Below are 12,578 nucleotides of genomic sequence, written 5' to 3' on the forward strand. Positions count from 1 at the left end.
CCGTGGCGGGCTATTTGTCGGCGGCGGCCGGTGCCGTTGGCCGGCCCGGGGCCTGCGCCGTAAGCGGAGGGGGAGGACGGTCCGTGCTTGCTAGGATCAGCCCTATTGTCCCGCTCGTGAGACTCCGCCTGAAGGGGAAAAGCAGTGAAGGCCAACCACTACGACGATTTTGCCGAGTACTACGCCGCCGAGAACGAAGCCAGCCTCCTCAACGCCTACTACGAGCGACCGGCGATGATTGGCCTCGCCGGTGACGTGGACGGTCACCGGGTCCTGGACGCAGGGTGTGGCTCCGGGCCCCTGTCCGCTGCACTGAGCGCGAAAGGCGCGATCATGACCGGCTTCGATTCCAGTCCTGCGATGCTCGAATTGGCAAGACAGCGATTGGGCGCGACCGCAGACCTGTACGTGGCCGATCTCAGCAAGCCGCTCCCTTTCGCCGATGGCTCTTTCGACGACATTGTCTCTTCCTTGGTGCTGCACTATCTGCAGGACTGGTCAGCACCGCTTGCCGAACTGCGGCGCGTGCTGAAGCCGGGTGGTCGCCTGATCCTGTCGGTCAACCACCCCACAGTCAGCGTGATCAACCAACCAACGGAGGACTACTTCGCCATCCGGGAGTACTCGGAGGATTATGAGTTCGACGGCGAGCCTGCGGTCCTGACCTTCTGGCACCGACCACTTCACGCGATGATCAGCGCCTTCACGTCGACGGGATTTCACGTCACCACCGTGAGCGAACCGGAGCCGTCTCCAGACACACCGCACGAACTCCTTCCGCCGCGCATCCTCAACGGCGAGAGGACAGCGTTCCTGTCCTTCATCTTCTTCGTCCTCGAAGCAAACAAAGTCTGAACTGGAACAGACAGGCCCGTTTCGGCCGATGAGGAACTGGCTCAGGGGTTTGCTGCCGCGTTCCGTTGACACCGCTCAGGACGGCGAGGAGACTTTTTTGGGGGAGCCTCTTCGAAAGGAGCCCTAAATGCCGTGGCATGTCGAGGGCACGTATTTTGAGAATTGCAACTGCGACATGGTCTGCCCGTGTTCCACTTCAGGGCTGACCGCGCCGGCGGATAACGAACGCTGTGACGTGGCGTTGGCTTTCCACGTCGAAACGGGCGAAGTAAACGGAGTCGACGTCGGCGGTCTGACAGTCTGCGTCGTAGCCGACACTCCGGCCCTCATGAGTGACGGGGGCTGGAAGGTCGGAGTGCTGGTGGATGCAGCCGCCTCAGCTGAGCAGGCCGAAGCTCTCGGTGCAGTCTTCGGCGGACAGCTCGGTGGTCCGATGGAGGGCCTCGCCCCCTTGATCGGTGAAATGGCGGGCATGGCCTCCTTGGAAATGGCCTACGCAGACGACGGGCATGTCCACCAGGTCCGGATTGGCAGTGCGGTCGACATGGTGGTCGAGGACTTCGTGTCTCCCCTTGATCCCACAGGACAAGGAGTCAAAGTCAGCGGGGTCGGATTCCCGGCCGACACCCTGGCAGCCGGCACATCAAGCACCGCCCGCGTCGACGTGTTCGGGATGACCTGGGATAACGCCGGGAAGAACTCCTTCTCTGCCCCCTTCGCCTGGTCCGCTTAAGTGCCGGGCAGGAGCCGCCTGACACCCAGCCACCATGCGGCGGAGTTGGCATTGACGGCGTGCGCCGCAACACTGGCGTGGAAATTCATTTTCCCAGGCCATCCGGGCATGGTCCGCGTCGTTCTCCACTAACGGCCCCTGCCGGCCCTCCAACGCCAGGCTGTCGAGCGTGTTGTGGAATGCCTGTCGGATCGGGACTATTTCGTTGAATCAGGCAGTTGTGCCATTAGCCGGAGTGGGTCTCCGCGCAGCGCTAATCGATGACGACGGGAATGAGATCACGTGACGACAATGCCTGCAGAGGGAGTCGGCTTCCGCTCGAAGCGCGGTCCTATACTAATTTCCCTGATGCTCTCTACGGGCTTGGTGGCGATCGATTCGACGATCGTCGCGACCGCGGTGCCGTCGATCGTACATGACATTGGCGGCTTTGCGTCCTTTCCATGGCTCTTTTCTGCCTACCTGTTGGCGCAGGCCGTGTCCGTCCCCGTCTACGCGAAGCTCTCCGACGTCGTCGGCCGCAAACCGATCATCCTGATCGGCATCGGGCTATTCCTATTCGGTTCGATCCTTTGCGGAGTGGCATGGAGCATGCCTGCCCTCATCGCGTTCCGTGTGCTGCAGGGCCTGGGCGCGGGAGCAGTCCAGCCGATGGCGATCACGATCGCGGGCGATATCTATTCGCTGACTGAGCGGGCGAAGGTGCAAGGCTACCTTGCGAGCGTATGGGCAGTGTCCTCGGTCGTTGGCCCGACGCTCGGGGGCGTGTTTTCAGCAATGGGCATGTGGCGCGGGATCTTCCTCGTGAACATTCCACTGTGCCTCATCGCAGGGTGGATGCTGAGCCGGACGTTCCACGAGAAGGTCGAACGCGCCAGGCACCGAATCGACTATCTGGGGGCGGGCCTGCTGACTGGCTCGCTGACGCTGATCATTCTTGGGGCCCTCGAAGGCGGCCAGGCGTGGGGATGGACCTCCGCCATCAGCGTTGCGGTGTTCGCCGGCGGAGCGCTCTTGTTCGCCGTGTTCATCCTCGTCGAGCGCAGGGCCGCCGAGCCGGTCCTGCCGCCATGGGTCGTCTCCCGGCGGCTGCTGGCGACGACGGCACTGATCTCCTTTGGCGTTGGAGCGGTCATGCTTGGCCTCACCTCTTACGTTCCCACGTTCCTCGAAGGAGCCCTCTCGACCTCCCCGATCCTGGCCGGGCTCGCGCTGGCAGCATTGACGATCGGCTGGCCGATCAGTGCGTCACAATCGGGCCGGTTCTATCTTCGGTTGGGGTTCCGGAAGACCGCGATGATCGGCATTACTATCACCGTCATCGGCACAGCGGTACTTGCGCTCACCGCCTCCGCACCCAGCGTTCTCCTGGCGGCGGCGAGTTGCTTCATCGTAGGGCTCGGGCTCGGACTGGTTGCCACCCCGAGCCTTATCGCCGCCCAGTCCAGCGTCGACTGGAACGAGCGCGGAGTTGTCACCGGTACCAATCTTTTCGCGCGGTCGATCGGTAGTTCCCTCGGTGTCGCGGTTTTCGGGGCGGTTGCGAACGCGATCTACGCAGGCACTCCGGGCGGCAATACGGACCCGCACACAGTCGTCGTGGCCTCCGGGGCTGTTTTCATAGCCGTACTGGCCGCCGCCGTACTCACCGTCGTCGCCGTGATCGCGATGCCCGCTACAGACAGCGAGACCCCCACCCGCTCGACTGCTGACCCTGTGGTGGCCGCCGCGCACGGTACGGCATCCTCACCGGATTAGGACCGCTCCCGGGGCCCTGGTCCATGCGGCGTCCGGCTGGGCTGCCCGTTTGCGGTGAATTACTAGAAGCGGAGTCGGTTCACCACCGCGCTGGTCGTCCGATCCACCGCATAGGCGGCTGCAGTACCGACGGCGTAGGCCAACAAGTCCGCGGTGCCGAATGTGGTTCCGAGGGCCAGCCGAAGGGGTGGCCAGGACTCTCCCAATTCGGCAGGAAGACCGGTGAGCTGGAACAGTTCGATCATCACGCAGACCGTAACGGCTGCGGCTGCAATCAGCATCTTGGGCTTTGACGGAAGCAGGATGGCCACGAGAATGTAGACCAGAGCCGCGTACATGCCGTCACCGGCAGGCCCGGTCCACGCAGCATCGCTCAACGCACGAATGCCCAACCCGAGCACGGCACAAATCAGCCCGGCGACGCAGAGCAAGGCCCGTCTGATTCTTGAACGCCCCAGTTTGACGGAACCCACAGCTTCAGTGCCGCCGCTGTTCCCGGCCAGATCACTGCCCGAAGCCCCACCGTCGAAGCTGCTCATTACCCTCCCCAACGCGGACCCGTGAGAGCCCTGGCAATCAGCCTAGCTCAGCACTTCATTGCGGTAGGCGAGCCGGCCGTTGGCGGGAGAGTCCGCCAGATCGGATCAGGCCGCGGCAACCGGCAGCACCAGCAGGTAGCCGGTCGGCAGATCAGTGCTCCAGCGTCGCGGCTCGCGGACGACGAACTGCGTCGCCAACTCCTCGGGAGTGAGCAGGCTGTTAGGCGCAGGGGATGGACCCCACTGTTCGCCGCCGTACGGGTAGAGCGGATCCTGCACGCGGACGGCGGTGACCGCGAACTCCGGGAACTGGCCGGGATCGCCTAGTGATTCGAAGCCGCTCATCACCGATACGTGGCGACCGCGCCACAGGACCAGCCCGACCGGCCGGCCGGTGTCGACGATGGCACGCGCAGCCGTCTGCAGCGCTTCCCCGTAGTCAGCGATGCTGACGACGGCGTACGGGCCCATCCCGACCTCGTTGAGCACTTGCGCCCAGCCTAGGGGGTTGGCACCGTTGAACGAATTGGTCGACCGTGCCCGGGCCATCTCCCAGAGTTCGCCTTGCTGAACGCTATCCGCCCACGTCCCGGTCCCCGTCTTGTCGATGAGGTTGTGCATGATCTGGATGCTTGCCGCCACACACCATTCAAAGGTGTACTGCGGCACGAAGTCCCCCTCCTGGTAGAGGTTGAGGGCGAACGCTTGGGGTACCGGAGGCGGCGCGGGCACGGATGTCGGGGTGGGGGATAGCGTCCCTTGAGGAGGGCGGACGTCATCGCGTGCGGCCGGTCGGGACGATGGGGTCTGGATCGGTTGATCGGTGGTGACTTCATCGAGTCTGATCGCAGGCACACAGGCCGAGAGGAGGGTCGCCAGGGCGACGAACCAGGCCACAAGAAGACGGAGCGGTGCACCGATCATGATCGGTCCATTTTATCGCGACGCGGCGGGAATGCGTCGTGTAGTGGTTGGCTCCCGTGAGCCTCAAGGACGGCGGCGGCCTTGCGGAAGTCGTTTACTGGCTTGCTCGACCAGTTCTGTTATCCATGGGCGGTGCCCGCGGTGGAAAGCCATTCCTTCGGGCAGGCCCTGGACGGATGGGACGGACCCGGTGATATCTATGGTGATCCTGCCGCCGGCCATGGGTGCGTTGGTGATGTGGAGGTCACCGTACGATTCCGGAAGCACCGGATCCAGCCAGAAGCCTCCGCGGGAGACGTGGGCGTCATACCGCATCAGGCTGGTCACCAGAAGTATCGGTGTGGTCGCTGCCCAGGCCTGCGGTGAACAGGCCGTGGGGTAGGGCACTGGCTCAGTAAACTGCTCACGGCTGAAGCCGCAGAACAGTTCCGGCAGCCGGCCGTCCGAGTATTCTGCAGCCTCCAGCAGTGCCGTGGAGATCCGTTGTGCTTCCGCCACGAAGCCATAGCGGAGCAGACCGGCCGCGATGATTGCATTGTCGTGCGGCCAGACTGAGCCGTTGTGGTAGCTGGCGGGGTTGTAGGCACCCATGTCGCTGGCGAGGGTGCGCACGCCCCACCCGCTGAACATCTCCGGTGACATGAGGCGTTCGGCCACTTTGGATGCTTTGTCCTCATCGATGAGGCCCAGCCATAGACAGTGGCCCATATTGGATGCGCAGGCATCAACCTGCTGCTTTTTGCCGTCCAGGGCCACTGCATAGTAGCCGCGCTCAGGCATCCAGAACTGTTCATTGAACTGCTTCTTCAACGCCGAAGCCCAGCCGGCGAGTTTGTCGCCCAGAACCGTGTCGCCGTCGTCGTATGCCATCCATGCCCGCGCCAGGTACGCCGCGAAAACATAGGCCTGAACCTCGCAGAGCGCGATGGGTGGTTCGGCCAGTCGGCCGTCGGCGAAGTTGATGCCGTCCCAGGAGTCTTTCCATCCCTGGTTGATCAGCCCCTGGTCGTTGAGGCGCTCATACTCGACGAACCCGTCGCCGTCTTTGTCTCCATAGTCACGGATCCAGTCCAGCGCCCGGTCCGCGTGGGGCAGTAGTGCGGCGATGGTGTCCTTGGCGAATCCCCAGCGGCTGACCGCCCCGAGGACGTCAACAAACAACGGCGTGGCGTCAACACTCCCGTAGTAGACGGACTTACCTCCCAGGGATAGTCCGCTGGAGACATCGAGCCTGACCTCGTGGAGGATTTTTCCCGGTTCCTCCTCGCTCATTGGATCGACCACGGTCCCTTGGCGGTCCGCCAGAGTCTGGAGCGTGCCCAAAGCCAACGATGGGTCCACCGGTAACGCCATTTCCGAGGCCCACAGCGAATCCCGTCCGAACAGAGTCATGAACCAGGGCGCACCGGCGGCCACCACGACCCGGTCCGGGTGGTTCGGATCCTCGATGCGAAGGGCGCCGAGGTCATCGTAGCTGCGCCTTAGGGTGCGTTCGATCGACGGGCTCCCCATGTGGAGCACCGGGATCCTGGCCACCCACTCCTGGCGGCGCCGGTCACTAGGGGACAGCCCGTCACCCTCAGCATGCACGAACGAATCAGAGGTGGCTCCGTCCATGCCGGGCACCGCGATGAGGGTGGCGCTCCACTGGCCGTGGGCTGCGATAGAGGCCCGGTACGTAATGGCGTTCGGAGTCACGTCCGCTCCCGGGGCGCGGACTACAACGCCTTTCCGGACGTCTTGCCAGGCAGCCCGGATGGTCAGCACATGGCCTTCCGCTTGACGGTTTTCGTTCCATTGCCGCTGGATCCGCGCCTCCTTGACTTCAAAGAGATCGGCGAAATCAGCCTCAACGGTAAGGGAGACAGAGCATTCGACAGGGTCCAAAGAGAAATTGCGGACAGTAATCTGCTCTCGGATTCCAGCTCCAACCTCACGGAGCCGTTCAACAATCAGGGGGCTGTCGGCGTATCCGTCGGTGCGTGGAACACGGCCTGCAAACAGTGCACGGTACGGCTCCTTCGTCTCCGCGGCCAGCGGCTCGAGCGGTTGTCCGTTGATGGTCAGGCTCCACTTGGAAAGGATCCGGGTGTCCTGGACAAAAAGGCCATGGGGATGTTCCGGGTGGATGTCGCCGTTCGGCAAGGAGATACAGAAGGACGATCCCTCGACCAGGGTGACCGTCCCGGCCCCCATGGGACCGGCCGCCGTGTCAGAGTTCCACCCAGCCATTTTGGCCTCCCTCGGAATCAAGGCCCCTGCGGTCCCGGTTCCAGGCCGCTGCCGTCGAAGCCAACTCTGTGTTCGACGCTACGCTCGCCGGCCCTCCGGCGCTAGGGCTTTGATCGGCGGGAGGCAGGCACGGTATAAATCCGGGGCGGCTTCTCACGAACGTCGCAACACCAATCTGAAGGAGGTGTTGGAACATGCGCAGTTCGACGCGCCGATCGCGAAAAATGGCCTAGACGCCCCAGAGCTGTGCTGAATTGGTCCTGCGCATCCGCCAAGTTCGCGACTTATCACGACGCAGCGGCAAAGTTGGCAGTACCTGGTTCGTCCGTCCCGTAAGGAGATCGCCTATCGCATCAGCTGGTCACTTGTCGGAGCTTGAACACGATCGAGTCGAAGACGGCGCGTGCCTCTCGTGTCAGCTCCGGATTGATCGATTCGTGGAATTGGACCACCCAGAACATAGCGCGCTGGCCGTTCAGGTTGACCACCCGGTAGGTTTCGCGTTCAGCGGCGCTCGAGTACCAGCGGGTGCATAGGTTCGAATATTCTGAGTGAACGCAAAACTGACCGTTGTCGCAGGCTTTGATGTCCACGTCGCCCTCGACGGAGTGGTCGAACTCGACGCCGGCGTAATCGCCCACCATGACCTCGACGGGAGGGGTGCTGGCCGTTGACGTCTGCGCCGTCATCGCGTCGACGAAAGCCTGAACCGACGGATTGACCTCGACGAGCGCGCCCTGCCACGCGCATGCGTCCCTCGGCACATGGTTGGAGGGCCACCAACCCACGAAGACCGCCATTTCATCCGGGTGATCCGGGTCGTCCTTGCCCACGCCGGCGCCGCCTTCACTCACCCAGCCGTCTGGGACGGTGATCTCGAAATTCTCTGCGAAGCTGGTGACGAGGTATGTACCAGCGTCGATGTCGCCGCTCTTCGGCAGCGGTGGGACCGTGGGTAACGGTGGGACCGTGCGGGCCTCCGTAGTCGGTGTGGGGGATGGCGCCTCGGCGACGGTGCACGCCGAAAGGCCGAGGCAGACGGCCAAGACTGATGTCATGGAGATGAAATGGCGTAGCAGCACACGCATGGAGGCCTCCAAAGGCAGCCCTTATGCTGCGGACGTTACGCCCAGCCAACACTGACCGCAAGAGACGCCAGAAGCCAACGCTCCGCCATTTTGGATAACGGGAACGGATGGTGAGTCCCGCCGCCGGATCCTCTACGGGAGCGCGAGGTCCATGATCGGTGTGAAAACCATCTCCTCGGTAGGATCGCGAGCAGGCAGCACCACGCCTCGCGGATCCTGGACAATGCGAGGCGCTGGGGGTCTGCGCGGGTCCCGTCCGAGCCCGAGCGTCGCAGTCTGGGCGACGAGCGGGCGGGCGAACGCCGTTCCCATAACGCTGAACCGGTCACTCCCGCCGCCATTCCCGTGAACCATCTTCGCGAACGTGCCGTCTGAGAGCCGTAGAACGAGCGCGTCTTCGCGCCCGCTCCGCAGCGGTTGATCGATAAAAGTCACGTTCACCCGCACAAACGAGTCCCAAACCTCATAGCTGGTCACATAACCCCGGACCCCCGAGCCGTCCGGAACTACCACCTCGAACTCATGCCGCTCGGGAAGTAGCACGCGTTCGAGCCGAGGCGGCTCGCCCCCCATAGAGTGCACAGCGCCGATCATCGTCCCCATTGTTTAGCTCCTGTGTCTGTCATCAGCGTGGCCCCATCCCGTTCGCGACACCACCGATGATTCCTGATAGCAGTCGGCTGTCAAGACTCCGGCTGCCCCGCTGCGGCACGTCTTGCTGTCCCGGTTTAGAATCCGTGCCGCAAGACACTCCCTAACGGGTCGCCCGTCAGACCAGGATTTCATTAGAGAAGGCCAGCATCCGGAGCCTTACTCATCCAATAAGTGCACTCGTCTTCACCCCTGACGTCGCGGCATCCGCTGAGTTTTACGTGAAGAAGTTCGGCATGCGCGTTGTTGACGAGGCCGACGGCGCGGACGCCGCCGTCGCAAAGGTCGCGGCTGCCGGAACCCGGAGTCACCTGGGCCTCCGCGTCGTGGCATTCACCGGCTCGGCCCCCTTCGGCTATGAAGGCTTGGGCCGCGCGCGTACGTGCATCCGTTCGCCCTGCTGTCCAAACAGGCTGATGAACTCGACCGGTCTGCCGTCAGCGCTGGCGAACCAGTGCGGTGTGTGGGTGTCGAATTCCGCGGCTTCGCCGGGGCGCAGTTCGAAGTCCTTGTCGCCCAGCACCAGACGCAGCCGTCCGTTGAGGATGTAGAGCCATTCGTAGCCTTCGTGAACGCGCGGGTCGGGCTCCGACCCGCGGGCATCACCTGTGAGCACCATCTTGAAGGCCTGCAATCCGCCCGGACGGCGTGTGAGCGGAACAGCCGTCATGCCGCCGTGGGTGATGGGCTGCAGGTGGATTCTCGGATCCCCGGTGGGTGGCGCGCCGACAAGATCATCGAGGGGAACACCGTACATCCTCGCGAGTGGCAGCAGGAGTTCAAGGTTGGGCCTGCGTTGGCCGGATTCCAGGCGGGACAGGGTGCTCACCGACAGGCCGGATGCGGAGGAGACATCCCCGAGGGTGAGGTTCCGTTCCGTGCGGAGTGCCCGAAGCCGGGGGCCGACAGCCCCGAGAACGTCGTCAAGCTCAATTTCCATGACCCCACTTTGCCATAACGGCAATCATGTTTGTCAATTCTCGATTGTGCGGTGGAAGCTGGTGTGACCGCCGCAGGACTCCGGCGGCGAACCTCCAGGACGCGAAGTAGGAAAGATCTGTATGGGCACCACACGCTATGACGTTGTAATTGTCGGTGGCGGCGCGGCGGGACTTAGCGCTGCCACGACTCTGGGCCGGGCGCTTCGCCCGGTGCTGGTCATCGATTCCGGAACTCCACGCAACGGACCCGCCGCGGGCGTACACGGCTATCTTTCGAGGGACGGCATGGATCCTTGGGAACTCCTGTCCACAGGGCGCAGCGAAGTGCTCTCCTACGGAGGAACGGTCATCGACGGTGAAGCCGTCTCGGCACGTCGGACCCTCGATGGATTCGAGGTGATTCTCGGAGATGGCCGCCGGTTCAGCGGCAGACGCCTCCTCGTCACCACCGGCCTGACAGACGAACTGCCTCCCGTCGACGGGCTGCGGGAGCAATGGGGAAAGGGCGTTGTGCACTGCCCCTACTGCCATGGCTGGGAAATCCGCGGTCAACGGATTGGAGTGCTGGGCACAGGCCCGCTGTCCGTCCATCAGGCGCTCTTGTTCAGGCAGTGGTCCCGGGATATCACTCTCTTCCTCAACGACACCGTGGAACCCACCGACGAAGAGTGGGAGAAGCTCGCCGCCCGGTCCGTCACGGTCGTTGACGGCGCCGTGGCTTCTGTTGACACTGTCAATGGCGTCCTCACAGGGCTCACGCTCCGCCAGGGCCCCTCGTTCGACTTGCAGGCGCTCGCTGTCGGAACCCGGATGGAGGCCAGATCCGCTCTTCTGGAATCACTCGGACTAGGTTCCCAGGTGCACCCCTCGGGGGCCGGACGGTTTATCGAGACCGATGCCATGGGTGCGACGGCCGTCCGCGGCGTGTACGCGGCCGGCAATGTCTCCAACCTCATGGCCCAGGTAATCACCGCGGCGGCCGAGGGTGTCATGAGCGGCGCACGGATCAACGCCGACCTCATCGAAGAGGAAACCCGGTGGGCTGTCGAGGGTCACTTCGGCCCCTTCTCGGCCGCCTCGGAAGCAGCCGTCTCTCAGATCGTGCTGACACACCGACGCCATAGCCTTGATGATGGCATCTGACAGCCACGACCAGAACCGCTTCCTCGACCTCGATGCCAAGGTGTTCGGCAACCATCTCGCAGCCGTCCTGGACCTGGCCGGGGCGCAGGCTGCGCGCAGCATCGTTGACCTCGGCGCGGGCACCGGCGCAGGTAGCCGGCTCCTTCGCCAGCGATTCCCCGACGCCGCGGTGACGTGCGTCGACAACGACCCGCAGATGCTCGAGCTGCTGCGCGGGCAGGACTTCGCCGTGGTCGAGGCCGACCTCAACCACGGCTTCCCTGCCCTGGGCGGCTCCTTGATAGCGGCGGGTGCAACGGCCGAGGCGCCGGTTGACCTGGTGTGGGCATCGTCCTCGCTCCACCACGTGACCCACCCCGCCCGGCTCTTGTCGGGGGTCCGCCGGGCGCTGGCCCCGGGCGGGGTGCTGGTCGTCGTCGAGCTCGCCGCCCTGCCTCGTTTCCTGAGCCATCCGCGCGGAGCGCTGCTGGAGCTGCGCTGCCACTCCGCTGCGGCGGCCGAGGGGTGGAACCATCACCCGAACTGGACGCCGGTCATCGAGGCCGCCGGGTTCGCCGTCAGCCGGTCCGAAGTGATGGCCACCGCACCAGTGACACCGGCCGCGCGGGAGTATGCCCGGCAGTGGTTCGCACGCTTCTCACACCTGGCGGCCCTCACCGCGGATGACCGCGGCACCGTAGAAGACATGCTGGAGCAGTTCTCCGACGACATCGAGCTCGAACCCCGCGCCACCCGGACCGTCTGGGTGGCCACGCTCGTCGAGGCCCAGGAGCAGCCTTGAGCCAGCTGGCGAACCCTTAGGAGCCAGAGGGCGGGTCAGGTCAGGTGGTCGAAGTCTCCTCGCGCCCAAGCCGCGTGCCGTTGGGCGGAATCGTGCAGTGCGGCCTTGGCTCCGGACGCGATGACATTGTTGAAGTTGCCGTAGATGCGGTCGAACTCGAGTTCTCCGAGCTGCGCGGCGATTCGCAACGCTACCGCGCCGGATAGCGGCAAATGATTCGGGTAGCTGCGCATGAAGGAGATGGACCGACGGTCTGGATTCGGATACACGCTGTCACCGGTCAGCAGGACTCCTCTGCCGGCCGCTCCTGCAGCCCAGTGCACCACCGCACTGCCGGGGAAATGCCCCCCGGTCTGGTGCAGTGTCAACCCCTCGGCGATAGTGTGACTGCCGGACCAGTATTCGATGACCGGATCGTTGCGCCCCAGCCATCGCCGGTCTGCGTCCGCCACCAGCACAGGAACGCCCCCGAGCCGATGTGACCATTCGACCTGCACACCAAACATGTGGGGATGGCTGGCCGCGATCGCCAGGACCGGCCCCCGCTCGAGCGCTGCGTTAACGGCACTGTCATCGACATAGCCGACCGGATCCCACAGCAGCGACCCCTCATGTGTCACCACAAGCTGAGCGGTCTGGCCGATCCCGACTTTAGGCTCTGTCCTAATCCCGATAAGGCCCGGCTCGTTCTCCCTCAACACCGTCTGCTGACCCTGCTGCGCCAGCCCGTCCAGTGTGAGCCACTTCTGTCCCTCCTCGGGCACATACTGCCGCTCATCGGTACAGATCGGGCAGAGCTCCGGGGCGGGTTCATCGCGTTCGACGGCGCAGGTCGCGCAAATCAGCATGGTTGACCCCTCCCAAAACGTCCTGTGTCCTGCTCTCGGGTTTCCTCACCTTCGGCAGTAGGCTGGCGTGCCCACACTATGGCAC

At 64.1% G+C, this 12,578-nt stretch carries 12 protein-coding genes and 1 pseudogene; 6 read left to right on the forward strand and 7 right to left on the reverse strand.

Annotated features, from left to right (window positions below; all coding sequences use genetic code 11):
• Nucleotides 1–144: 144 nt before the first annotated feature.
• The 3 genes from JOE41_RS20600 to JOE41_RS20610 all read left to right on the forward strand — a co-directional run bounded on the left by JOE41_RS20600 (nucleotide 145) and on the right by JOE41_RS20610 (nucleotide 3,346).
• Complete coding sequence (locus JOE41_RS20600; protein ID WP_011691805.1) at nucleotides 145–855, forward strand: class I SAM-dependent methyltransferase; 711 nt, start codon at nucleotides 145–147, stop codon at nucleotides 853–855.
• A 127-nt stretch (nucleotides 856–982) separates the two neighbouring features.
• The gene (locus JOE41_RS20605; RefSeq protein ID WP_011691806.1) at nucleotides 983–1,588 is read left to right on the forward strand and encodes a DUF1326 domain-containing protein; all 606 of its coding nucleotides are present in this window, start codon (nucleotides 983–985) and stop codon (nucleotides 1,586–1,588) included.
• A 291-nt stretch (nucleotides 1,589–1,879) separates the two neighbouring features.
• Entirely contained in the window at nucleotides 1,880–3,346 is a 1,467-nt protein-coding gene (locus tag JOE41_RS20610; protein ID WP_245201330.1) for an MFS transporter, read from the forward strand.
• A 62-nt stretch (nucleotides 3,347–3,408) separates the two neighbouring features.
• On the opposite strand, the gene JOE41_RS20615 is transcribed toward JOE41_RS20610, so the two are convergent.
• The 5 genes from JOE41_RS20615 to JOE41_RS20635 all read right to left on the reverse strand — a co-directional run bounded on the left by JOE41_RS20615 (nucleotide 3,409) and on the right by JOE41_RS20635 (nucleotide 8,732).
• Entirely contained in the window at nucleotides 3,409–3,885 is a 477-nt protein-coding gene (locus JOE41_RS20615; protein WP_209753450.1) for a DUF2809 domain-containing protein, read from the reverse strand.
• A 105-nt stretch (nucleotides 3,886–3,990) separates the two neighbouring features.
• A complete protein-coding gene (locus JOE41_RS20620) occupies nucleotides 3,991–4,809 on the reverse strand; it encodes a hypothetical protein (RefSeq protein WP_209753451.1) in 819 nt (272 codons plus the stop codon).
• Between the two features lie 63 nt (nucleotides 4,810–4,872).
• A complete protein-coding gene (locus JOE41_RS20625) occupies nucleotides 4,873–7,041 on the reverse strand; it encodes a glycogen debranching N-terminal domain-containing protein (RefSeq protein WP_209753452.1) in 2,169 nt (722 codons plus the stop codon).
• 353 nt (nucleotides 7,042–7,394) lie between these two features.
• On the reverse strand, nucleotides 7,395–8,129 hold the full coding sequence (locus JOE41_RS20630; RefSeq protein ID WP_209753453.1) for a hypothetical protein: 735 nt from the start codon (nucleotides 8,127–8,129) through the stop codon (nucleotides 7,395–7,397).
• A 132-nt stretch (nucleotides 8,130–8,261) separates the two neighbouring features.
• Nucleotides 8,262–8,732 carry a hypothetical protein gene (locus JOE41_RS20635; RefSeq protein ID WP_011691812.1) on the reverse strand — a complete coding sequence of 157 codons (471 nt, stop codon included), beginning with the start codon at nucleotides 8,730–8,732 and terminating at the stop codon, nucleotides 8,262–8,264.
• Between the two features lie 218 nt (nucleotides 8,733–8,950).
• Between JOE41_RS20635 and JOE41_RS21265 the strand changes: the two are divergent.
• Nucleotides 8,951–9,076, forward strand: a pseudogene (locus tag JOE41_RS21265) (VOC family protein); the annotation flags it as partial.
• Between the two features lie 59 nt (nucleotides 9,077–9,135).
• Here the strand turns inward: JOE41_RS21265 and JOE41_RS20645 are convergent.
• Entirely contained in the window at nucleotides 9,136–9,720 is a 585-nt protein-coding gene (locus tag JOE41_RS20645; RefSeq protein WP_209753454.1) for a helix-turn-helix domain-containing protein, read from the reverse strand.
• Between the two features lie 121 nt (nucleotides 9,721–9,841).
• On the opposite strand from JOE41_RS20645, the gene JOE41_RS20650 reads away from it, so the two are divergent.
• Together JOE41_RS20650 and JOE41_RS20655 are read left to right on the forward strand one after the other, a co-directional pair.
• Nucleotides 9,842–10,864 (forward strand): NAD(P)/FAD-dependent oxidoreductase, encoded by a 1,023-nt coding sequence (locus tag JOE41_RS20650; protein ID WP_209753455.1) that lies wholly within the window; start codon nucleotides 9,842–9,844, stop codon nucleotides 10,862–10,864.
• Nucleotides 10,854–11,645 (forward strand): trans-aconitate 2-methyltransferase, encoded by a 792-nt coding sequence (locus JOE41_RS20655; RefSeq protein WP_209753456.1) that lies wholly within the window; start codon nucleotides 10,854–10,856, stop codon nucleotides 11,643–11,645. The genes JOE41_RS20650 and JOE41_RS20655 overlap by 11 nt, the downstream gene beginning before the upstream one ends.
• A 35-nt stretch (nucleotides 11,646–11,680) precedes the next feature.
• Here the strand turns inward: JOE41_RS20655 and JOE41_RS20660 are convergent, their stop codons facing one another.
• Complete coding sequence (locus JOE41_RS20660) at nucleotides 11,681–12,493, reverse strand: MBL fold metallo-hydrolase (RefSeq protein ID WP_011691816.1); 813 nt, start codon at nucleotides 12,491–12,493, stop codon at nucleotides 11,681–11,683.
• Between the last annotated feature and the right edge of the window lie 85 nt (nucleotides 12,494–12,578).

The organism is Arthrobacter sp. PvP103 (assembly GCF_017833075.1).
Taxonomy (GTDB): domain Bacteria; phylum Actinomycetota; class Actinomycetes; order Actinomycetales; family Micrococcaceae; genus Arthrobacter.